Raw genomic sequence first — 20,529 nt, 5'->3', positions numbered from 1 at the left:
ACAGCGGGTCGTTAGCTCAGTTGGTAGAGCAGTTGGCTTTTAACCAATTGGTCGTAGGTTCGAATCCCACACGACCCACCATATTTGGCGGTTTAGAAAATCCGGAAGGCCCACGAAAGTGAGGATTTCCGGGTTTTTTTTTGCCTTGCAAAAAACCGTGATCCCGCCACTCAGCTGCTCAGCTTGTCTTCTTCTCACCGCTTGAATATCAACTCTTCTGCAGAGGCTGGCCTTTTGCCGGTAGCCGGACTCATCTCTAAAAACCTTGATAAATTCAGGGGCTTTATCTGAATTCCCCCTTTTTTTCAGGGGTTATCGCTTTAAATTCAGAATAAGTGCGGGGCTCGTTGACAGCGCAAATGCCTCCCGCGTAAATCTTGCCGCCATTGCCGACAGGGGTTGCGTCCCTGGCAAGGAGAACACATACCAGGGTCGGTAACTTCGCAGTCAGCAGGGCTTTGCCCTGCCTGTACGAATCTGTCCCTGAGTCTGTGCGTGAGTCATAAGCCCGGCTTACTCAAGGTGACAGGATGTTCACAGAAGCAGTTGCAATATCCGTTAGGCGCAGTGCCCCCTCCAGCCCTTCCGTCATTCGTGGCAAGGGGTGCTTTCTCTACGATGAGCAGGGCAAATCCTTCCTCGACATGTCCGGTGGCAGCGGTGCCGCCAACCTGGGTTATCAGCGCGATGACCTGGTCGAAGTCCTCAAGCGTCAATCCGAACTGCTGATCCATACCGGTTGGAACATCGACAACCCGCAGCGCCATGAAGTGGTCGCCAAGCTGGAGGGGCTGGTGCCCTATGCGCAGGCTTCGGTGTTTGGCGCGGTCACCGGTGCCGAGGCAATCGAGGTGGCGCTGAAAATCGCCCGCGCCGCTACCGGACGCCAGGGCGTGGTGTATTTCCACAATTCCTTCCATGGCAAGACCCAGGGCGCCCTGTCGGTGACCTCCAACCGCGGTTTTCGCAAGCACCTGGCCGGTGGCGACAGCCTGCAACTGACCGCCCTGGCCCTGGACTATGACGCCGACCAGGACCCGGCCCTGGCCGCCTTGTGGCGTGAGCAACTGGCCGAGGATCTGCGCCAGGCGCAGCAGGCCAATTGCTTGCCCGCGGCGCTGATCATCGAGCCGATCCAGGCAGCGGAGGGCATGTATCCGGTGCCTCTGGCGTTGCTCGAAGCGATTGTCGAACTGGGCAGGATCTTCGGCGTGATCACCATATTCGATGAGATCTACACCGGTTTTGGCCGCACCGGAACGCCGTTTTTCAGCAACCCGCAACTGCTGCCGGACCTGTTGGTGCTGGGCAAGGCCCTGGGCAATGGCTTGCCGATTTCGGCGGTGGTAGGCCGCCCGGAACTGGTGGACTGCCTGGGCTATGCCGAGCATTCCTCCACCTTCACCCTGATGCCGCTGGCCTGTGCCGTGGCTTCCAAGGTGCTGGATATCTACCACCAGGAACAGCCCTGGCAGTGGGCGGCGAGTAACGGCGCGTACCTACGCCAGGCCCTGGAAGGCCTGGGGGGCCAGGACGCGCGAGTGGTCAATGTGCGCGGCCGCGGCATGATGCTCGCCTTCGATTTCGAGGGCCAGGGCGCTGATGTACTGGCGTTGCGCAACCGTCTGCTGGAGCACGGGGTGATCGTGCGCACCGGCGGGCGCAATCCGGCGACGGTCAAGCTGACCCCGCCACTGAGCATCTCCCAGCAGGAAATCCAGGCATTCATGCAGACGCTGCAGGGCGTTTGTCGCTCCCTCTAATAACAACAAGGCAGGGATATCATGTTGCAGGCTTTTACCCGCATGGCGGGTACCGATGTTGCGGGTGTCATCGATGTCCAGGGCAGCCTTGGCTTTGCCGCGCTCGACCAGTTGCGCGAGGGGGTCAGCGCCCAGCTGCAAGGGCTGCCGGAGCCGGTGCTGGCGCTGTATGCCAGCCATGGCCGGGCCATGTATGCGGCGTTGATCGCGGCCTTGTCCGCCGCCCGGCGAGTGGTGTTCATCGACCCGGCGAGCAACCTCGACGAGTTGATGCCGGTGCTCCAGCACCTGGGCGTGAACCTGGTCCTCAATGGCACGACACGGCCTGGTTCACAACTGACCCGTTCCTTGCCGGTGCTCGACCTGCAGCACCTGCAAGCCCGGCCCGTGCCCCCTGGCCGGGAATACCCGTTGCGTTGCCAGGACTACGTGATCTTCACCAGCGGCTCCACTGGCGAGCCCAAGGCCATAGTGCAGCGCATCGAGGCCCTGGGCCGGCACATTGACAACTACATCGGCTATGTCGGAATCGGCCTCGGGCAGCGTGTGCTGCAACTGGCTTCCGCGGGGTGGGACGCCGGCCTGATGGACATCTTCGCCAGCCTGAAGACTGGCGCCACCCTGTGCAGCCTCAACCCCCGGGAGCATGACTTCGCCGCAGTCGAGGCGCTGATCGCCGAACATGACATCGATGTGTTGCATATGACGGTGCCCTATCTGCGTGCCTTCTACAGCGATGCGAGCGCCATCTATGCCCGGCCCAAGCAACTGGTGATCGGCGGCGAGATCATCCACCCCTCGGACATTCGGCGCTTCAACCACGCCTTTGCCCCAGGCTCGCAACTGTTCAACGCCTACGGGCCGACCGAATGCACCACCGCGCTCTACGCCCGCATCGACCAGGGGCAGACGCTGCAGGACCCGACCTGGGCCCTGGACCGGCCGGTGGCAGGCGTCACCCTGGACATTGCCAAGGAACCGGGGCAGCCCTACGGCGAAGGTGTGGGGGAACTGCTGCTCTATTCCGCCCTGGTGGCCCGGCGCCTGGACCCGGCCAGCGGGCTGATCGTCGAGCTGACCCAGCCCTGCCCCCTGGACTCGCAGCGCCAGTGCTACGCCACCGGTGATCTGGCGTGCCGCCAGCCCGATGGCGCCATACGCCTGCTGGGGCGCAAGGATTCCATCGTCAAGATCAACGGGCAAAAGGTCAGCCTGGTCCAGGTGGAATCGGAGCTCAAGGCTCTGGCCCAGGTACGGGAAACCTGTGTGATCGCCCATCAGGACGGGGACAACCTGGCCCTGGTGGCCTTTGTCATTGCCCGTGACGCCAGCCTTGGCGAAGACCTCCTGCGTCAGGCCGCCAGGGCCGCACTGCCGGCGCACCGGGTGCCGGCGCGCTTCCTGCTGGTGGAGCGTTTTGCCTTGAACCGCAACAACAAGATCGACCGGCAGGCGTTGGCGCAACTGGCTGCCCGCGCCATGGCGGCGCCGGAGCCGGCACAGGCCGCACCGGAGCCTTTCTGGCAAGCCATCGGCCAGGTACTTGGCGGGCAGAGCCCGGACCGGGCCAAGAGCTTTATCGACAATGGCGGTGATTCGCTGCGGGCCTTGCAGGTGGTTGCCACGCTGAAGAGAAAGGGCCTGGTGCTGGACCTGGAAGAGTTGCTGTCGGATCAGGCCCTGGGGCAATTGCCGGTGCATGCGGCGGCGGCCAAGGCCCGGCCCGGGGTTTCCCGGCCGCAGGTCGAGGGCCTGCCCAATCGCCGCTTCCTGCTGAGCCGCGGCATCAGCGACCTGGATCACTGGAACCAGGCCCTGGTGCTGGACATAGCCGCCGGCCAGGAGCCACAGCGAGTCAGCCAGGCGCTGCGGGCAATTTTCCGCCATCACTTTATCGAGGCGGGCGTTCAGGATCAGGGGCTGCAGCCTGCCGGAACGGATCTGCAGCAAGCGGTGCAGCGGACCTGCGCAGCCATCTCCCTGAGCCAGGGGCAACTCTTCTGCTTCAGCCAGCAACAGGACGCCGCTGGCCATCACCTGATCATTGCCGGGCACCAGTTCCAGGTCGATCGCTACTCCTGGATGCTGCTGGTTTCCGAGCTGGACGAATGCCTGGGGCAGGGCCTGGAGTGCATGCAAAGCTGGCCGCGGCCGACGGCCTTCGAGGAGTGGCAGCAGAGCTACCAGCGCGAGCATGCCGCGGCGACCCATGAAGCGTTCTGGGAAGCACTGCCCTGGGGCCGCTGCGCGCAGTTGACCGGGCAGCGCCCCGAGTTTCCCCGGCGCGAGGCCTTTCGGCGAGCCGAACTGTGCCTGGGGCCGGTCCGCGACCTGCCGCAGTGGGCCCAGGGTGTGGCCGAGACCAGCCAGTTGCTGCTGGCGGCCATCCTGCGCGCCATGAGCCAGAGCGATGACAACCCGTTCCAGAAAGTCCATTTGCTCGACCATGGGCGGGCCCTGGACAAGAGCGGCGCCGAGCTCAACAGCGTGTTCGGCTGGCTGACGGTGATCTACCCCCTGGTGCTGCAAGTTGCCAGCCTGGACCTGGAGCAGATCGCCAGGGAAATCAAGGCCGGCCAGCAAGCCAGCCAGGGCATTGCCCACAGCTTCGGCAACCGTTATTTCGCCACGCCCGAGGCCGAGCGCCTCAAGGGCCTGTTCGATTGCGGCTACAGCTACAACTTCCTGGGCGCCGTGGAGAACCCGCCCGGGGCCCGGGTCGGCGTGCATCCCTTGAGCCTGCAACTGATGCAGGGCAGCCCCAGCCATCACCTGGAGTTCACCGGCTACCTGGCCGCGGGCGAGTTGCTGCTGAAAATCGACTATGACCCGCAGGTCTTCGGCGAAGAACGCCTGGAGTCGCTGCTGACCGGGATCACCGCTGCCTTGAGCTAGAGAAACCTCCATGAACGCCTTACCCGATAACAACAAGAAATCCCGTTCACCGGTCGCCGTGCTGATTTTCCTCGGCTGCCTGCTGATCTGGTCCACCAACTGGATCGCCATTTCGCTGCAGGTGGAACACAGCGATGTCGGCTCTTCGCTGATGCTGCGCTTCCTCATTGCCTACGGGGTGCTGTGGCTGTGGCAACGGCTGTGCGCCGGCCCGCAGCAGCCGGTAACCCGCAAGGCCTACTTGCTGATGGCCGGGGTGGGGGCGGTGTACTTCTATGCCGGCATCGGCCTGGCCTACCTGGCCACCGCTTACCTGGGCAGTGCGCAGATGGCCTGCCTCAGCGCCTTTGTGATTTTCTACATCATCGGCATCAAGCGCCTGTTCCTGCATGTGCCGGTCGCCCTGCACAACCTGCTCGGCGCACTGGTGAGCATCGCCGGGCTGGGGCTGTTCATGCTTGGCGATCCGGGGCGGCCGCTGTCGCTGGCGGGAGTGGCCCTGGGGCTGACTTCCTTCCTGGCGGTGGCCATCGGATCGGTGCTTTCGGAGCACATCCAGAAGACCTGCCAGCTCGGCACCTTGCACATCAACAAGGTGGCGGCCGGCTGGGCCTGCGCTCTATACGCCGTCAGCCTGTTGCTGGGCGGCCATGGCTTGCAACTGCCGGGCACCCTGGCCGATCTCGGCATCCTGCTGTACCTGGGGGTGGTGTGCTCGGCGCTGGTGTTCGTGCTGTTCATCGACCTGATCAAGCGCATGGGCGCCGAGAACGCCGGCTACGTCGGCGTGCTGTACCCCATCGGCGCCAGCTACCTGTCGGTGTGGCTGGGGGAAACGCCCCTGAGCCTGCACCTGATGCTCGGCAGTGCCCTGGTGATGCTGGGCAGCCTGATCAATTTCAAGTTTCGCTACCACCCCGCCCCCAAGAAAGTGGAGTTCAGCTGAATGAGCAATGTACGGATACGCCAGGCCACCACGGACGATCTGATCGGTATTTTCGAGGCCCACCGCAACTCGGTAGAGCGCCTGTGCACCTCTGAATACAGCGATCAGCAGATCCGCATGTGGCTCGATGGGCGCTCCCCGGAAACCTACCGCGAAGCCGTGGAAAAGGGATCGCTGTGGCTGGCCGAGGGCGAGCAGATCGAAGGGTTCGTCGAGCTCGACGGCAATGAGGTCAGCAAGCTGTTCATCCGTGGCGATGTGGCCAGGCGTGGCCTGGGCAGCCGTCTGCTGGAGGTGGCGCTGGCTCGGCTGCGGGCCAGCGGTGCCAGCTCGGCCTACCTGGAGGCGACCCTGACGGCCGAAGGCTTCTATGCCTACCACGGCTTCCAGAAGATCGGCGAGGGCACTTTCAGCCGCGGCAACAGCCCGGTGTCCATCGAGATCATCAAGATGGAACGCCCGCTTTGATCTGACCGTCGGCGGCCACCTCAGCACAGCAGGTCTTGCCCGTCCCCGGTTCGCGGGGGCGCGGCCGGCTGCACCCGGAAAACGGCACACGAGGCTTATCCAAGATGACAGGGATGTTATTGAAATTGACGGTGCTCGATCAGAATCTGTGCGCCGGGTGCGGCGCCTGCGCCCTGGTGTGTCCACAGCAGGTAATCGTTTTCGACCTGGACCGGGTGGTGCCGCTGCTGGAGGGCATCGGCGACAGTTGTGAAAGCTGCACCGAGTGCCTGGTGGTGTGCCCGGGGCTGCAGCCGGATACCGATCGCTCCGAACTGGAACTGTTCGGCCGTACCCGCCGCGCCGAAGAGCGCTGGCTGGGGATCAGCCGCCAGGCCATCGGTGCGCGTTCCACAGACCCGCAGATAGTCCGGCGCTCGGCCAGTGGCGGTACCGCCACCACCTTGCTGCTGACCGCCCGGGAGCACTTTGACGTGGACCTGACCCTGACCATGGGCCGTCACCCCGGGCAGGGCTGGCGCAGCGCGCCGCAACTGGGCAGCGCTGCAGCGGCGATCATCAACAATGCCCAGTCCACCTACCAGCTGGCGCCTTACCTCAATGCCCTGCGCGAATGCTACGAACAGCAGCCGGACGCGCGCATCGCCGTGGTGGGGCTGGCCTGCCACGTCCAGGCGATCCGCAAGCTGCAGCGCCGGGACACGGCCATCGGCCACTGGGCCCGCAGCCGGATCATCTGCGTGATCGAGACCGCCTGCTCCTCCAACACCCTGCCGGCCGGCACCCACAGCATCATCAGCGAGGTGCTGGGGCAAGACCCGCAGCAGGTGCGCGATATCAAGTACCGCGAAGGCGATTACCCCGGCCGGCTGCAAGTCACCTTGCTGGACAGCCAGACCTTTGGCATCGATTTCTGGGAGATCCTCGGCAAGCTCAAGGACAACAAGACCTTTCGCTGCCTCAGTTGCGGTGACTGGATGAGCGGGCTGGCCGACGTCAGCGTGTGTGACGGCGACCCCAACATCTTCGAAGCCAGCCTCAACGGTTCCGAAGAACAGAAACACGGCCGCGCGCTGATCCGCACCGAGATGGGCCAGGCCCTGGTGGACAGCGCCATCACCCATGGCTGGCTGGAAAGCTGGGGAGTGGACCTTGGGGGCTTCAACCTCGGCCTTGAACGCAAGAAGAACCGTCGGCGCTTCTATGAAACCCAGCCGCTGGTGTTGCCCGCGGGCCCCGGGGTGGGCGACCACTTCGAGGACGAAGCGCTGGTGGACGACGCCGAACTGATCAACCCCGCCAAATACAGGAGTAGCCCATGATCGATTACCCGGACCGGCCCATCGATTTCACCCTAGGCCGCCAACAGCAAGTCTGGGCCAACATCGACGGCTACCTGCCATCGGACAAGTCCATCAGTCATCGGATGATCCTGTTTGCCGCCCTGGCCCGGCATCCGGTGCGCCTGCGGGACCTGAACCGCGGCAAGGCGGTGACCCTGTTGCTCGATGCCCTGCAGCAACTGGGCCTTGAGGTGACGCCAGGGCAGACGCCCCAGACCCTGGAGATCAGCGGTGAGTTCGCCCAGGCGACCCACGAGCGGCGGGTCGACCTGGGGCCCTCCAGCGCGGCCGCGCGGTTACTGATCGGGATGCTGGTGGGGCTCAATGTGCCGTGCATCGTCGATGGCGACGAAACCCTGCGCAACCGCCCCTTCGACTGGATCGTCGAGCCCCTGAACCAGATGGGCGCCCACCTGGAGTACCTGGGGCGTCCGGGCGCGCTGCCGATCCGTATCCACCAGGCTGCATTCCGCGGCGGCGCGGCGCAGATCCACATCGGCAGCGCCCAGGCCATCAGCACCTTGCTGTTTGCCGGGGTGGCGGCACGCAAGCCGATGTCGATCCGGTACCCGGTGGTGGCCCGGGATCACACCCAGCGCATCATCAACAGTTTTGGCGACCGGCTGCTGGACGAGCAGTTGCAGATCCACTACCAGCCACGGGACTGCGCGATTCCCGAGGAGATCAGCATCCCTCGCGACCCCTCGGCCATTGCCTATCCGGCGGCGTTGTTCCTGCTGTGCAACCGCCACCAGGAGCAGCAGCGCCTGAGTTTCGACAATGTGTGCCTGAACCCGACGCGCTTGGGCTTTTTCAACTGGCTGCTGGCCTGTGGTTTCAACCTGACCCTGGAGGTGGACAGCATTCGGCATGGCGAGCCGGTGGGCCGCCTGCTGCTGCGCGGGGGGGGCCAGCCCAGGGCTCACGACTTGCGCGACAAGCACCAGTTCCACGCAATGATCGACGAAGTGCCGCTGGCCCTGGCCATCAGCTGCGTGCTGCCCGGCAGCGCGACCTTCAGTGACCTCTACGAGCTGACCTTCAAGGAATCGGACCGGATCGCCGCCACCCGCAGCATGCTCAATGCCCTGGGCCTGGACTACCAGGTCGAGGGCTACGACGTGCACGTGGCCGGCGGGCAGACGCCGCAGGTGGAGGGTGCCATCCCGACCTTTGGCGACCATCGCCTGTCGATGACCGCCCACGTCCTGCTGCTGGCTCACGGGCTGCAGGCCACCATCCTCGAAGGGCATTGCTACCAGACTTCATTTCCAGGGTTTGCCCAGTGCCTGGATCGCTTGACCGGACGGGAGGCCTGATGAGCAGCAACCGATACACACTCACCGCCTGTGGCGCCGATGGCGTGATCGCCGTGCATGAACCTCTGGCCGCTCTGGCGGCCACTGAAGTGCAGGTGGCGGTGGACTACTCCATGGTCAGCCCGGGCACCGAGCGTCATTACCTGCAGCAAGTACGCGAGACTGGCGAGCAACTGCCGCTGGGCTATTGCGCGGCCGGGGTGGTTAGCGCCGTGGGGCCCGAGGTGGAAGGCGTGCAGCCGGGGGACCGGGTGGTGGCCATGGGCTGGAAGATTGCCACCCATTCCAACTGGATCCAGGTGCCCCAGCGGCTGGTGTGCAAGGTACCGCCGCCACTGACCCAGGACCAGGCGATTCTCGCCACCCTGGGTGCCACGGCAGTGCATGCGGTGGACCGTGCGCAATTGCAGGCGGGGGAGCAGATCCTGGTGGTGGGCATGGGCCTGGTGGGCAAGATGCTGAGCCTGGTGGCGGCCTGTCATGGCGCGCGGATCTGGGTCGCGGACCTCAACCCCGCCGCCATCGATCCGGGCCTGCCGGTGCAGGTGCTCGACCTGCTGGCCGAGCCGGGGGCGATGGCCGGACGCTTCACCCGGATCTTCCTGTGCATCGATGGCGATATCAGCGCCTTGTTTCCGCGTTTGCTGGCCCTGCTCAATCCGCAGGGCAACGGGGCTGGCCGCTCGCGGCTGGTGAATGTCGGGCGGGTCAGCCTGACCCTGGAGCTCTCGCCGCAAATGGGCAACATCGACATCATCAACGTGTCCCGCTGCGGTAACGGTTACCGGGACGATGCCTACCATCACGGGCGCAAGAGTGTGCAGTGCCCGGCAGGGGAAGCCACGGTGGAGCGCAACATCGCTCGTTGCCTCGACTACCTGGTGGCCGGCAAGGATTGGCTGGAGCACTTGCAGCGGGTCGAGATGGACCTGGGGCAGGCGTTGGCGCACTACAACGGCGCGGCGTTCTTCGCCCCTGGAATCAACCTGATCAAGCACAGGGAAGTGTGACGGCATGGCTCATCTATCTATTGCTTCGTGCCTGAACGACGTCTTCGCCCGGCATGCCACGGATACCGCGCTGAGCTGCAACGGCGCACGGCTCAGCTACCGGGAGCTGGAACAGCGTTCGGCACAGGTGGCGGCCCGCTTGCTGGGCTTGGGCCTGACGCCTGGCAGCACCCTGGGCCTGGAGGTGGAACGCTCGATTGAACAACTGGTGCTGCTGGTGGGTATGGTGCGGGCCGGCCTGTCGTACTGCTATCTGGACCGCAACAACCCGCCCCAGTGGAACCAGTCGGTGTGTGAACGCAGTGGCGTGCGCTGGCGGGTCACGCCGGAGGTTGCCGGTGGCCCGGGGTATCTGGCGCTGGATGAGTTGCTCGCGCCCACGGACGAGGCTGCGTGCTGGCCGCCGCTATGCGGCGCCGAGCCGGTGTACGTGAACTTTTCCAGCGGTACCACCGGCGCGCCGAAGATCATTCCCTGTACCCATCGCGGGGTGTTGGGGTTCTGCTACCGGCCGCGACATTTTCCGCTGCAGCCGGGCTTTCGCATGCTGTACGCCTCGAACCTGACCTTCGACGCCTCGCAGTTCGAGATCTGGACCGCGCTGCTCAATGGCGGCGAATTGCATATCCATGTTCCCGGCGCCCTGACCCTGGAACACCTGCATCGGTACATCCACGAGGCCGGGGTCGACAGCCTGTGGCTGACCTCGACCCTGTTCAACACCTTCGTCGATATCGATCGCGGCTGGCTGCGGGGCGTCAAGCGGCTGATGGTCGGCGGTGAGGTCCTGTCCGCAGGGCATGTCCGCCAGGCCTATGCTGCCGCCGATGAGCTGGTTCTCTACAACGGTTATGGCCCCACGGAAAACACCATGGGTACCTGTGTCTATGCCATTCCCCGCAGCTTCGACAGCACCCGGGACATTCCCATCGGCCAGGCCGTGGACGATGCCACCCTGTTGCTGCTGCGCCCTGACGGGCAGCCGTGCGAGGTGGATGAACCCGGCGAGCTACTGATCGCCGGGGGCGGCTTGTCCCCGGGGTATCTGGGGGATGCCGAGCTGACCCGGGAGCGCTTCATCGACCTGCCATGGCAGGGCCGGACGCTGCGTTGCTACCGCAGTGGCGACCTGGTTTCACGGGATGGCCAGGGGCTCTATCACTTTCATGGTCGCAGCGATGACCAGATCAAGCTGCGTGGCCAGCGCCTGTCGCTGACCGAGGTCGCCGCCGCCTTCAAGCGTTACCCGGGAATGCTCGATTGTGTGGTGTTGCTGGATGACCAGGGAACCGAAGCGCAGTTGCTGCTGGTGTACCTCAAGGCGCCTGGGGTCGAGCCCCGGGCGCTGGCCGACTATGGCCGGCAAAGCCTACCGCCGTTCATGGTTCCGTCGCGATTTGTCGAGACTGAGCGCTTTGCCCTGCGTTCTTCCGGCAAGCTGGATATTGCTGAGCTCAAGCAGCGCCTGTGTCTCGGGCAGCCGGCCACTGAAACGGACGACTCGCCGGCAGGGCGTTTTCTCGCGCGTTTCGGCGTGTCGGCTCATGACCTGCAGCGCAGCTTCTTCGACAGCGGTGGCAACTCGCTGGCGGCGATCAAGCTGGTGGGCACGGTGAACCGTCACTTGCGCTGGGAAGGCCTGGGCCTGGAGCAGTTCTACCGCATGGCCACCCTGGGCCAGTTGCTGGACTGGCTACAGGCCCAACCCGGCCTGGCGTCCCTGCTGGAAAGCGGTGCGCAGGAGTACTACGTGATCGAGTCGGAGCAGGAGTCCTTGCCCGCCGCCCATGCAGGGTTTTCGATCCATACTCACCTGGGGCGTTTTGCCGTGGTCCGCGCCACCTCCGCCAGCCACGCCCGGGAGGCGCTGCGCAGCGGTTCCGGGCGGTTGCCGGCTGCCGGCGACAGCCGCTGGATCGGCTTGAACAAGAGCCAGTTGTCGATGGTGTATGCCGAACTGTTCAACAAGGATCTACGGGCCAACAACGTGCTCTACCTGTTCCGGCCCGAGCAATTGCCGGCCGCCGGGCTGGACCTGCAGGCGTTGGCCCAGGGCTTGAAGCAGCGCTATCCACTGGCGGGCTGTCGGGTGGCGCGGGTCGAGGGCGAGTACTGTTTTGATCTGGCCCCCGAGCCGCCGGCGCGCCTGTGGCTGGAGCCTGTGGCGGAGTTTCCCAGCCAGCAGGCCTGTGTGGAGCATTTCCTTGAGCGGCCGCTGTCACTGTTCGAGCAGGACCTGTGCAGCCTGCTCAAGGTGCGCATCGACGGCACCTTGCACCTGGGGCTGTGGTTGCACCACATCCTTGGCAACCATGTCGGCCAGTTGAGCCTGCTGCGCAGCGTGGAACAGTTGGCGCTGGGCGTGCAGTCGCCGCCGGTGGCGGATTTTTCCTTTGTCGGCAATAACCTGATGCAGGCCGAGGAATATGAGCGTCTGGCAGATGCCGGCACCGAGGCCTGGGAGCAAGAGGCCGAGGAGTACGCGCCATTGGCCGATGTCCCGGCGCCGGCGGCCACTGCCCAGGCGCTGCAGTTGCGGGCGGCACTGGCCATGGATCCGATGAAGCTGGCCTCGCCGCAGCGTCTGTTCCACCTGTTGCAGGCGTTTCGCCAGGGCTGTGCCGAGGGCTTGGGAATAGAGGCGCCGATCATCAATCTATTGTTCGCCTGGGCTGAGCGTTCGGTGATCAGCGGATTCTCCAGTTACACGGTGCCCGTGCCCCTGGCTCCCGGGCGCTTCGCCGAAGGCTGCGAGCCACAGGCCTGCATGGATTACCTGAATGCCAAGCTGGCCCGGGCGGCCTTGGGCTACGAGGAAATACTCGCGGCCCTGGGCCTGTACGGCCTTGCTCCGGCGTTCCTGTGCAATTTCGTCGAGCTGCCGGCCAGTGACGCCCGGTGGTTGCAAACGCGGATTGCCAACCCGGTTAGCGAGTGGCCCAAGACCCTGCTCGACCTGACGGTGGTCAAGTCGGCGCTGGGCTGCGAAGTGCTGCTCAACAGCTATCTGCCCGAGCCGCAGGCCAGGGCATTTCTCGAATCCTTTGTCGCGGCGGGGCAACGTCAATGAAACTGATCTGCTTTCCCGACTTCGTCGGCCATCCAATCTGTTTTTCCGCCCTGGGCCGGGCACTCAAGGGGCGGGTGTCGCTGGTGCAGGTCAACTACAGCGACTACTGGCCCTATTCCAGTGTCGAAGACCTGGCCCGGCAGATTGCCCAAGAGCATGAGCTGACGACCCTGGACGCGGTGCTCGGCTACTCCTTCGGCGCTTATGTGGCGGCCTGTTGCGTGGCCCGCAGCACGGCGCCCGCCAGGCCGCTGCTGTTGGTGGACCCGCCGCTGCTGGCCGAGCTTCGAGGGTTGGCCCCTGACGCCATTGCCCGGCGTTTGGCGGCCGATCCGCAGTATGCCTACGTCGATGACCTGGTGGACGCGCAGTTGGTCAATCGCGAGTGCGTGCACGGCAATATCCTGCTGCTGTCCCAATGGCAGGCGGTGCCGCTGAAGGGGCGCGCGGTGGATGTGCTGTTGTCCGCCGGGCGCAGTGCCGAGGGGCTGGTCCCGGGCCTGGGGCTCGATCCGACCCAGGACAATCGCTACTGGCGGGACGAGCAGCGCCACCATGGCTCGGTGATCAATAGCCCTGATGTGCTCACCTGGCTGCTGGACCCTGGGGCCTTGCAGCGCATTGTTTGGTGATCGAAGCCGGCCCGTTCGGGGTGCCCTCAGTTCCAGCTAAGTTTTCCCTCGTAGCCTCTGCCTCGCGCCAATACACACGCCGTTATGGAGAGGCACCCGATGAAGCCGCTGAGCAAGACCGATTGGCTGAACAAGGTTCCGGAGGTGACGCTGTCCTTCTGGATCATCAAGATCATGTCCACCACCGTGGGCGAAACCTGCGCCGACTACCTGGCCGTCGACGCCGGCCTGGGGCAGGGCGTGACCAGCATCGGCATGGCCCTGTTGCTGGGGCTGGCGCTGTTCGCGCAGTTCCGCAGCCGGGCCTACACACCGTGGATCTACTGGCTGAGCGTGGTCCTGGTGAGCATTGTCGGGACCCAGATCACCGATGTGCTCACCGATCAGCTGGGCATCAGCCTGTACCTCAGCACCGCAGTGTTTGCAGGCTTGTTGGCGGTCAATTTTGCTGTCTGGTACGCCGTTGAGCACAATCTGTCGATCCGCCAGATCGTTACCCCGCGACGCGAGCTGTTCTACTGGGCCACGGTGCTCTGCACCTTCGCCCTGGGAACCGCCGCCGGGGACCTGGCCACCGAGGCACTGGGGCTCGGCTTTACCCTGGGAGCGCTGATCTTTGCCGCACTGATTACCGTGACCCTGGTGGCCTGGCGCCTGGGGGGCAATGCGGTGCTGACCTTCTGGATCGCCTACATCCTCACCCGACCTTTTGGCGCCGCCCTCGGTGACCTGCTGACACAAGCCAAGACCTACGGTGGCCTGGGCCTGGGTGCCACCTGGACCAGCGCGATCTTCCTCTGCGTGATTCTTTTGCTGGTGACCGTCGCGCAGCTCAACGTCAACAACCGTCAGCGCCTTTCCCACTGATTATCCGACCCTCACTCAAGGACTCATCATGGCCTTTATTCGCTCTGCCATTCGCTACACCACGACCCTTTCCATGATTGCCCTGCTGGGGCTGGCCGCGGGGTGTTCCAAGCCTGCCGATACGCCCAAGCCCGGCACTGCCGATTCAGCCCAGGCTACCGCGGCCACGGCCTCCAGGCTGGGCGACCTGGCCGAGTTCCAGGCCATCGCCCGTGATGTTGCCGGCTTGGTGGACAAGCAGGACCTGGCGGGGGCGAAGCGCCGGATCAAGGATCTGGAAGTTGCCTGGGACTCCGCCGAAGCCGGCTTGAAGCCCCGTGCCGCCGGTGACTGGCATGTGTTGGACAAGGGCATCGACCGCGCACTGGACGCCCTGCGCGCCGGCACCCCGCAGCAGGCCGAGTGCAAGTCGGCGATGGACGATCTGCTGGCAACGTTCAGTCGCTTGCAAGGCAAGGCCTGACCCTCATCTTTTCCAGCAGACCGGCAGGCGAGTGATTACCCTTGGGGGGACTCGACCCGGGCCCGGCCTTGCTCAAGCGCAGGCCGGGCCCGTTTCACTACGGAGGCACTATGCGGATCTTGCTGGTGGAGGACGACGGGATGATCGCCGAGGCGATACAGGGCGCCCTCAAGGATGCAGGCTACGCCGCCGACTGGGTCAGCGATGGGGTGACCGCCCTGGCTGCCCTGGACAGCCAGCATTACGATCAGGTGCTGCTCGACCTCGGCCTGCCCGGCAAGGACGGGTTGCAGGTGCTCGACAGTATTCGCCGCCGTAACAACCCGGTGCCGCTGTTGATCATTACCGCTCGTGACAGCCTCGATGACCGGCTGCGAGGCCTGGACGGCGGCGCGGACGACTACCTGCTCAAGCCCTTCGCCATGGCCGAGCTGCTGGCGCGAATGCGTGCGGTCATGCGTCGCAAAGGCGGTAGCGCGGCACCGCTGCTGGGCAATGGTGTGGTCTCGCTGGACCCGGTATCGAAACAGGCAAGCTCGTTCGAGCAGCCTGCGGTGCAGCTGTCGAACCGCGAATTCGCCTTGTTGCAGGCGCTGTTGATCCGCCCGGGGGCGATTCTTTCCCGTAGCGAGCTGGAAGACCGCATCTACGGCTGGGGCGAGGAGGTGGAAAGCAATGCGGTGGAGTTCCTGATCCATGCCTTGCGCCGCAAGTTGGGAAGCCAGGTGATCAAGAACGTCAGGGGGATGGGATGGATGGTTTCAAAAGACGTCTGAGCGAGTCGGTCCAGCTCAGGCTGTCCATTGCCCTGTCAGTGGCGGTGCTGATCGTAGCGCTGTTGGCCGGAGTCTTTGCTTATGTCTCGGCCTTCGACGAGGCCCTGGAGATGCAGGACAACACCCTGCGCCAGGTGGCCGCGCTGTTCGAGCGCCAGCACATGACCCTGGCCTACCCGCAGCCGGGGCAGGTCGTCGCCGACGATAACGAGGAATCCAGGGTGATCGTTCAATACCTGGCCGATGGCGCCAGGGCGGCGGCGGACAGTGATGCCGATATCCCCCTGCCGCTGCCCACCACCCTGGCGGACGGTCTGTCGACCCTGACGGTGGGCGGCGAGCCGTTTCGGGTGCTGGTCAAGACCACCAGCGCCGGCCTGCGGATTGCCGTGGCCCAGGAAACCGGCGCTCGTGACAGGGATGCGCGGGAAAGCGCTTGGCGTGGACTGTTGCCCTTCCTGATCCTGTTTCCCGTGCTGTTGCTGGTGATTGCCGATCTGGTGCGCAAACTGTTTCGTCCCATCGAGCAGTTGGCGGCCGAGATCGATCTGCGTGACGAGCAGGAGTTGCACCCGATCGACGAGCGCCATCTGCCGACCGAGGTGCGGCCTTTCGTGCGGGCCATCAATCGCCTGTTGCTGCGGGTGACTCAGTCCATGACGACGCAGCGGCGTTTCGTGGCGGATGCCGCCCATGAATTGCGCTCGCCGCTGACGGCCTTGTCCCTGCAAGCCGAGCGCCTGGCATCGGTGGAGATGCCCAGCCTGGCTCGGGAGCGCCTGCAACTGTTGCGCCGGGGGATCGAGCGCGGCAGGAAGCTGATCGATCAATTGCTCGGGCTGGCGTCTGCACAATCGGCCATCAATGGCCGAGTTGAGCCGGTCTCGGTGCACGGGGTGTACCGCCGGGTGCTGGAGGACCTGCTGCCCCTGGCGGAGGACAAGGCGATCGATATCGGCCTGGAAGGTGGGCCGGACAGGCAAGTGCTGATCAGCCAGGAGGACCTGTTGACCCTGGTGAAGAACCTGGTGGACAACGCCATCCGCTATAGCCCGCAAGGTGGGCGGGTAGACCTGTCGGTGGCCCAGGTGCAGGACGAGATCCTGCTGCAGGTCAGCGACTCGGGGCCGGGTATTGCCTTGGCTGAGCGCGAGCGCGTGTTCGACCCTTTCCATCGCGGGCTGGGCAGCGATGAAGTGGGCTCCGGGCTGGGGCTGGCCATCGTCAAGGCCATTGCCGATCGGCATGCCGGCCGGGTCTGGCTGGATTACTCCGACCAACGGGCCAAACGCGGGTTGTGTGTGACGGTGGCTTTTGCCCGGGTGCAGGCGCCGCCGGCAGGGTAGGGCGCGGCTGTTGGGCAGAATAGGCTTTTGAATACCCTGGATATTCTGTAGCCTTGCGCGGCTCCAATGTTGTCCGTACCTGATGAACTCACTCTCCCGGCGGGGCCTTAAGCGGTCCGGAGCCGGTGGTATACTCGACTTTCGCGCCTCAAGCGCCTGCAGGTCTTGCGAACATGACGCAAATTTCTGAACGCCTTCTGGTTCAAGCCCACCTCGACGCCAAGCAGCCCAAACCCTTGAGCGCTGCGCAAGAGGCCCATCTGCGTGCCGCCATCGCTGCCGAGCTCAAGGCTCAGGATGCGGTGCTGGTTGCACACTTCTACTGTGATCCGGTGATTCAGGCCCTGGCCGAAGAAACCGGCGGTTGCGTGTCCGACTCCCTGGAAATGGCCCGCTTCGGCAATGCCCATCCGGCCAAGACCGTGCTGGTGGCCGGGGTCCGCTTCATGGGTGAGACGGCGAAGATTCTCAACCCTGAAAAACGGGTGTTGATGCCGACCCTGGAAGCCACCTGCTCCCTTGACCTTGGCTGCCCGGTGGAGGAGTTCTCGGCCTTCTGCGACCAGCATCCCGAGCGCACCGTGGTGGTCTATGCCAACACGTCGGCGGCGGTCAAAGCCCGTGCTGACTGGGTGGTGACGTCCAGTTGCGCCCTGGAAATCGTTGAAAGCCTGATGGATAACGGCGAGAAGATCATTTGGGGCCCCGACAAGCACCTGGGCACCTACATCCAGCGCCAGACCGGTGCCGACATACTGCTCTGGGACGGTGCCTGCATCGTTCACGAGGAGTTCAAGTCCAAGCAGCTGGAAGACATGAAGGCGCTGTATCCGGATGCGGCCATTCTGGTGCACCCGGAGTCCCCCAGCTCGGTGATCGAACTGGCCGATGCGGTGGGCTCCACCAGTCAGCTGATTGCTGCCGCGCAGCGCCTGCCGAACAAGACCTTCATCGTCGCCACCGACCGCGGCATCTTCTACAAGATGCAGCAGCTGTGCCCGGACAAGGTGTTCATCGAGGCGCCGACGGCCGGCAATGGTGCGGCGTGCCGCAGTTGTGCCCATTGCCCTTGGATGGCCATGAATACCCTGGAGCGTACCCTGCAGTGCCTGAAGGATGGCAGCAACGAGATCAGCGTCGACCCGGCGCTGATCCCCAATGCGCTCCGCCCTCTGAAGCGCATGCTGGACTTCACCCAGGCCGCGCGGATGAAACTGGCGGGCAACGCCTGATCGGTACTTCTGCTCGCTTAAAAAAACGCCCCGATCTGTCGGGGCGTTTTTGTAGGCGGCGGGCTTACTTCTTCTGCTTGGGAATGCGCACCAGCTGGCTGTTGGAGTAGATGTCGTGCCAGCTGCGTTTCTGCTTGTCCACCAGCACCCAGAAGAAGCCCAGGCCGACACACAGCCAGGACGCGATCGACACCATGAAGCGCAACAGCGCCTGCCATAGGCTGATACGGCTGCCGTCGGCGTTCTGCACCCGGATACCCCAGACCTGCATGCCCAGGGTCTGGCCGGAATGGGTCCAGAACTTGGCGAAGAAACCGAACAGTACGAACAGCAGCACCGTGGAGTACAACGGGTCACCGTCCAGGGCGCCGGATTCGGTCAGGGTACGCATCCGCGCCTCGCCGATGATCTGCATCTGGATCAGCTTGTAGACGCCGCCCGTGACAATCAGCAGGGCAACGCACAGCAGGAAATCATAGAACATCGCTGCCAGGCGACGACCCAGACCGGCGGCGGGGAATTCGCCTTGGGGGCTTAGCAGATGTTTCGACATGACAGGCTCTCGACTGAAAAAAGAAGCCATTTTACGGAATTGCGCGCACAAAAAAGCCCCTGATGTCAGCATCAGGGGCTTTTTCGTTACAGACGATTAAGCTTCTGCTTGTACTTCGTCAGCCTGCATGCCTTTCTGGCCTTGCACAGCGATGAAGGTCACTTTTTGGCCTTCTTTCAGGCTCTTGAAGCCGTTGCCCTGAATGGCGCGGAAGTGTACGAACAGATCCGGACCGCTTTCTGGAGTGATAAAACCAAAACCTTTCTCGTCGTTAAACCACTTGACGGTACCGCTCTGACGTTGGGACATTTCTTATTTCCTTTGACGCTAAAAAATTAATGACAGTCTCATTCTCATGAAAGAGTACTGGGCTGGGTTGCAGGAAAGTAAGAGACGTCGAACGGGTTGTAGCAAACTTGTTAGCTACTGCCCAGGTCACGATTCCAAGCGACCCATGCAAACACAGTGGGGAAACTCTACGCCAACTATGGGAGAAAAAACAAGCCCCGCGAAGCCCCGGTTTTACTCAGCTTACCGAGGTTTGGCGGAACTAGCGTGCGGGGCTTATTCGATAGAGTTGTTCAATTGTTTTCGGGCGTTATAAGTGAAGTTCAGTATCGAAAATATGCACTGTTTTATGGCGGTTGCGTTACAGATTAGTGCACTTTTAACGCAACCGCGTTACTTATAGAAACAGTCCCTCAGCCGCGGTAGTAGCGTTGTGGTACGAATGGCATTTTGCTTACAAGCATTGGCACCTTTTTCCCACGAACTATTGCTGAAACTGGCGTATCGAGTGCGCAGTGCTCTATGTCGAGGTAGCCCATGGCCAAGGGGCCGCCCAGGGTCGGACCAAAACCGCCGCTGCACACGCTGCCGATAACCTTGCCTTCGGCGTCGACGATCTCTGCACCTTCACGTACCGGTGTGCGTTCCTGGGGCAGCAGGCCGACGCGTTTGCGGCTGACACCACCTTGCTGTTGGGCAAAGATCACCTCGGCACCGGGGAAGCCGCCGGCGCGGGCGCCATCGGCACGACGTGCCTTGGAGATGGCCCACAGCAGGCTGGCCTGGATCGGCGTGGTGTCGCTGTTCATGTCATGGCCATAGAGACACAGGCCGGCTTCCAGGCGCAGGGAGTCGCGGGCTCCGAGGCCGATGGCCGCTACTTCCGGCTCGGCCAGCAGGGCACGGGCGAGTTTTCCCGCCTGGGCCGCCGGCACCGAGATTTCGAAACCGTCTTCGCCGGTGTAGCCTGAACGGCTGACAAAGCAGTCCACGCCCAGCAGGGTCACCGGCTTGAACTGCATGAAGGTCATCTGCGCCACCTCCGGCGCCAGGCGCGCCAGCACCGTGACCGCCGCCGGGCCTTGCAGGGCCAGCAGGGCCCGTTCCTCGAACAGCGGTTGAATGTCGCATTGCTCGCCCAGGTGGCGGCGCAGGTGGGCCAGGTCCTGGTCCTTGCAGGCGGCGTTGACCACCAGGAACAGCTGTTCGTCCCCCAGGTTGGCCACCATCAGGTCATCGAGGATGCCGCCCTGTTCGTTGGTGAACATGGCGTAGCGCTGCATGCCCACCGGCAAGTCGATGATATCCACCGGCACCAGGGTCTCCAGGGCCTGGGCGGCATTGGCGCCGCGCAGCAGGATCTGCCCCATGTGGGACACATCGAACAGCCCGGCCTGTTCACGGGTGTGCTGGTGCTCCTTCATCACTCCCAGCGGGTACTGCACCGGCATGTCGTAGCCGGCGAACGGCACCATGCGGGCGCCGAGTTCCAGGTGCAGGCTGTGCAGCGGGGTTTTCAACAGTGTTTCGGTGGACATGGGCAACTCCTGAAAAAAAC

Annotated in this window: 17 protein-coding genes and 1 tRNA gene; 15 read left to right on the top strand and 3 right to left on the bottom strand. The window is 63.9% G+C overall.

Going from position 1 to position 20,529, the window contains the following annotated elements:
- The first annotated feature begins 5 nt into the window (after positions 1-5).
- The 15 genes from ABCR88_RS25510 (at position 6) to nadA (ending at position 18,130) form a co-directional block, all read left to right on the top strand.
- Positions 6-81: transfer RNA gene (locus ABCR88_RS25510), tRNA-Lys, on the top strand.
- 449 nt (positions 82-530) lie between these two features.
- Positions 531-1,763: an aspartate aminotransferase family protein gene (locus ABCR88_RS25505; RefSeq protein WP_265577438.1), complete on the top strand. Its 1,233-nt coding sequence runs from the start codon at positions 531-533 to the stop codon at positions 1,761-1,763.
- Between the two features lie 21 nt (positions 1,764-1,784).
- Complete coding sequence (locus ABCR88_RS25500) at positions 1,785-4,658, top strand: AMP-binding protein (protein ID WP_350023139.1); 2,874 nt, start codon at positions 1,785-1,787, stop codon at positions 4,656-4,658.
- A 10-nt stretch (positions 4,659-4,668) separates the two neighbouring features.
- Positions 4,669-5,604 (top strand): DMT family transporter, encoded by a 936-nt coding sequence (locus ABCR88_RS25495; RefSeq protein ID WP_053159884.1) that lies wholly within the window; start codon positions 4,669-4,671, stop codon positions 5,602-5,604.
- Positions 5,605-6,072, top strand: a complete 468-nt coding sequence (locus ABCR88_RS25490; protein WP_019094547.1) for a GNAT family N-acetyltransferase — start codon at positions 5,605-5,607, stop codon at positions 6,070-6,072.
- Between the two features lie 113 nt (positions 6,073-6,185).
- Positions 6,186-7,394, top strand: coding sequence for a Coenzyme F420 hydrogenase/dehydrogenase, beta subunit C-terminal domain (locus ABCR88_RS25485; RefSeq protein ID WP_350023138.1), 1,209 nt, complete (start codon positions 6,186-6,188; stop codon positions 7,392-7,394).
- Positions 7,391-8,734, top strand: coding sequence for a 3-phosphoshikimate 1-carboxyvinyltransferase (locus ABCR88_RS25480; protein ID WP_350023137.1), 1,344 nt, complete (start codon positions 7,391-7,393; stop codon positions 8,732-8,734). Before ABCR88_RS25485 ends, ABCR88_RS25480 begins: the two co-directional genes overlap by 4 nt.
- Positions 8,734-9,744, top strand: coding sequence for a zinc-binding alcohol dehydrogenase (locus ABCR88_RS25475; protein ID WP_232641816.1), 1,011 nt, complete (start codon positions 8,734-8,736; stop codon positions 9,742-9,744). Before ABCR88_RS25480 ends, ABCR88_RS25475 begins: the two co-directional genes overlap by 1 nt.
- 4 nt (positions 9,745-9,748) lie before the next feature.
- Positions 9,749-12,814, top strand: a complete 3,066-nt coding sequence (locus tag ABCR88_RS25470; protein WP_350023136.1) for a non-ribosomal peptide synthetase — start codon at positions 9,749-9,751, stop codon at positions 12,812-12,814.
- Positions 12,811-13,446, top strand: coding sequence for a thioesterase domain-containing protein (locus ABCR88_RS25465; protein WP_350023135.1), 636 nt, complete (start codon positions 12,811-12,813; stop codon positions 13,444-13,446). The genes ABCR88_RS25470 and ABCR88_RS25465 overlap by 4 nt, the downstream gene beginning before the upstream one ends.
- A gap of 99 nt (positions 13,447-13,545) precedes the next feature.
- The gene (locus ABCR88_RS25460) at positions 13,546-14,313 is read left to right on the top strand and encodes a hypothetical protein (RefSeq protein ID WP_350023134.1); all 768 of its coding nucleotides are present in this window, start codon (positions 13,546-13,548) and stop codon (positions 14,311-14,313) included.
- A 28-nt stretch (positions 14,314-14,341) separates the two neighbouring features.
- Positions 14,342-14,776 carry a hypothetical protein gene (locus ABCR88_RS25455; protein ID WP_350023133.1) on the top strand — a complete coding sequence of 145 codons (435 nt, stop codon included), beginning with the start codon at positions 14,342-14,344 and terminating at the stop codon, positions 14,774-14,776.
- A 110-nt stretch (positions 14,777-14,886) separates the two neighbouring features.
- Positions 14,887-15,552 (top strand): response regulator, encoded by a 666-nt coding sequence (locus tag ABCR88_RS25450; RefSeq protein WP_019094554.1) that lies wholly within the window; start codon positions 14,887-14,889, stop codon positions 15,550-15,552.
- On the top strand, positions 15,528-16,898 hold the full coding sequence (locus ABCR88_RS25445) for an ATP-binding protein (RefSeq protein ID WP_350023132.1): 1,371 nt from the start codon (positions 15,528-15,530) through the stop codon (positions 16,896-16,898). The genes ABCR88_RS25450 and ABCR88_RS25445 overlap by 25 nt, the downstream gene beginning before the upstream one ends.
- Before the next feature lie 173 nt (positions 16,899-17,071).
- Entirely contained in the window at positions 17,072-18,130 is a 1,059-nt protein-coding gene (gene nadA / locus ABCR88_RS25440) for a quinolinate synthase NadA (protein WP_350023131.1), read from the top strand.
- A gap of 64 nt (positions 18,131-18,194) precedes the next feature.
- On the opposite strand, the gene ABCR88_RS25435 is transcribed toward nadA, so the two are convergent.
- The 3 genes from ABCR88_RS25435 to gcvT form a co-directional block, all read right to left on the bottom strand.
- Positions 18,195-18,683 carry an RDD family protein gene (locus ABCR88_RS25435; protein ID WP_350023130.1) on the bottom strand — a complete coding sequence of 163 codons (489 nt, stop codon included), beginning with the start codon at positions 18,681-18,683 and terminating at the stop codon, positions 18,195-18,197.
- A gap of 96 nt (positions 18,684-18,779) precedes the next feature.
- Positions 18,780-18,992, bottom strand: a complete 213-nt coding sequence (locus tag ABCR88_RS25430; protein WP_007977299.1) for a cold-shock protein — start codon at positions 18,990-18,992, stop codon at positions 18,780-18,782.
- 392 nt (positions 18,993-19,384) lie between these two features.
- On the bottom strand, positions 19,385-20,509 hold the full coding sequence (gene gcvT / locus ABCR88_RS25425) for a glycine cleavage system aminomethyltransferase GcvT (RefSeq protein ID WP_350023129.1): 1,125 nt from the start codon (positions 20,507-20,509) through the stop codon (positions 19,385-19,387).
- Positions 20,510-20,529: the final 20 nt, after the last annotated feature.

Origin of the sequence: Pseudomonas sp. W17 (genome assembly GCF_040268305.1) — a bacterium.
Classification (GTDB): Bacteria; Pseudomonadota; Gammaproteobacteria; order Pseudomonadales; family Pseudomonadaceae; genus Aquipseudomonas; species Aquipseudomonas protegens.
The sequence above is the reverse complement of the archived record's forward strand: the minus strand, read 5'-3'. Positions and strand labels throughout refer to the sequence as shown.

Bases quoted from the DNA above. Each gene is read 5' to 3' on its own strand.
- ABCR88_RS25450 (WP_019094554.1), top strand. From the start codon at position 14,887: ATGCGGATCTTGCTGGTGGAGGACGACGGGATGATCGCCGAGGCGATA.
- ABCR88_RS25490 (WP_019094547.1), top strand. From the start codon at position 5,605: ATGAGCAATGTACGGATACGCCAGGCCACCACGGACGATCTGATCGGT.
- ABCR88_RS25505 (WP_265577438.1), top strand. From the start codon at position 531: ATGTTCACAGAAGCAGTTGCAATATCCGTTAGGCGCAGTGCCCCCTCC.
- ABCR88_RS25500 (WP_350023139.1), top strand. From the start codon at position 1,785: ATGTTGCAGGCTTTTACCCGCATGGCGGGTACCGATGTTGCGGGTGTC.
- ABCR88_RS25445 (WP_350023132.1), top strand. From the start codon at position 15,528: ATGGATGGTTTCAAAAGACGTCTGAGCGAGTCGGTCCAGCTCAGGCTG.
- gcvT (WP_350023129.1), bottom strand. From the start codon at position 20,509: ATGTCCACCGAAACACTGTTGAAAACCCCGCTGCACAGCCTGCACCTG.
- ABCR88_RS25465 (WP_350023135.1), top strand. From the start codon at position 12,811: ATGAAACTGATCTGCTTTCCCGACTTCGTCGGCCATCCAATCTGTTTT.
- ABCR88_RS25475 (WP_232641816.1), top strand. From the start codon at position 8,734: ATGAGCAGCAACCGATACACACTCACCGCCTGTGGCGCCGATGGCGTG.
- ABCR88_RS25485 (WP_350023138.1), top strand. From the start codon at position 6,186: ATGTTATTGAAATTGACGGTGCTCGATCAGAATCTGTGCGCCGGGTGC.
- nadA (WP_350023131.1), top strand. From the start codon at position 17,072: ATGACGCAAATTTCTGAACGCCTTCTGGTTCAAGCCCACCTCGACGCC.
- ABCR88_RS25430 (WP_007977299.1), bottom strand. From the start codon at position 18,992: ATGTCCCAACGTCAGAGCGGTACCGTCAAGTGGTTTAACGACGAGAAA.
- ABCR88_RS25455 (WP_350023133.1), top strand. From the start codon at position 14,342: ATGGCCTTTATTCGCTCTGCCATTCGCTACACCACGACCCTTTCCATG.
- ABCR88_RS25435 (WP_350023130.1), bottom strand. From the start codon at position 18,683: ATGTCGAAACATCTGCTAAGCCCCCAAGGCGAATTCCCCGCCGCCGGT.
- ABCR88_RS25470 (WP_350023136.1), top strand. From the start codon at position 9,749: ATGGCTCATCTATCTATTGCTTCGTGCCTGAACGACGTCTTCGCCCGG.
- ABCR88_RS25480 (WP_350023137.1), top strand. From the start codon at position 7,391: ATGATCGATTACCCGGACCGGCCCATCGATTTCACCCTAGGCCGCCAA.
- ABCR88_RS25495 (WP_053159884.1), top strand. From the start codon at position 4,669: ATGAACGCCTTACCCGATAACAACAAGAAATCCCGTTCACCGGTCGCC.
- ABCR88_RS25460 (WP_350023134.1), top strand. From the start codon at position 13,546: ATGAAGCCGCTGAGCAAGACCGATTGGCTGAACAAGGTTCCGGAGGTG.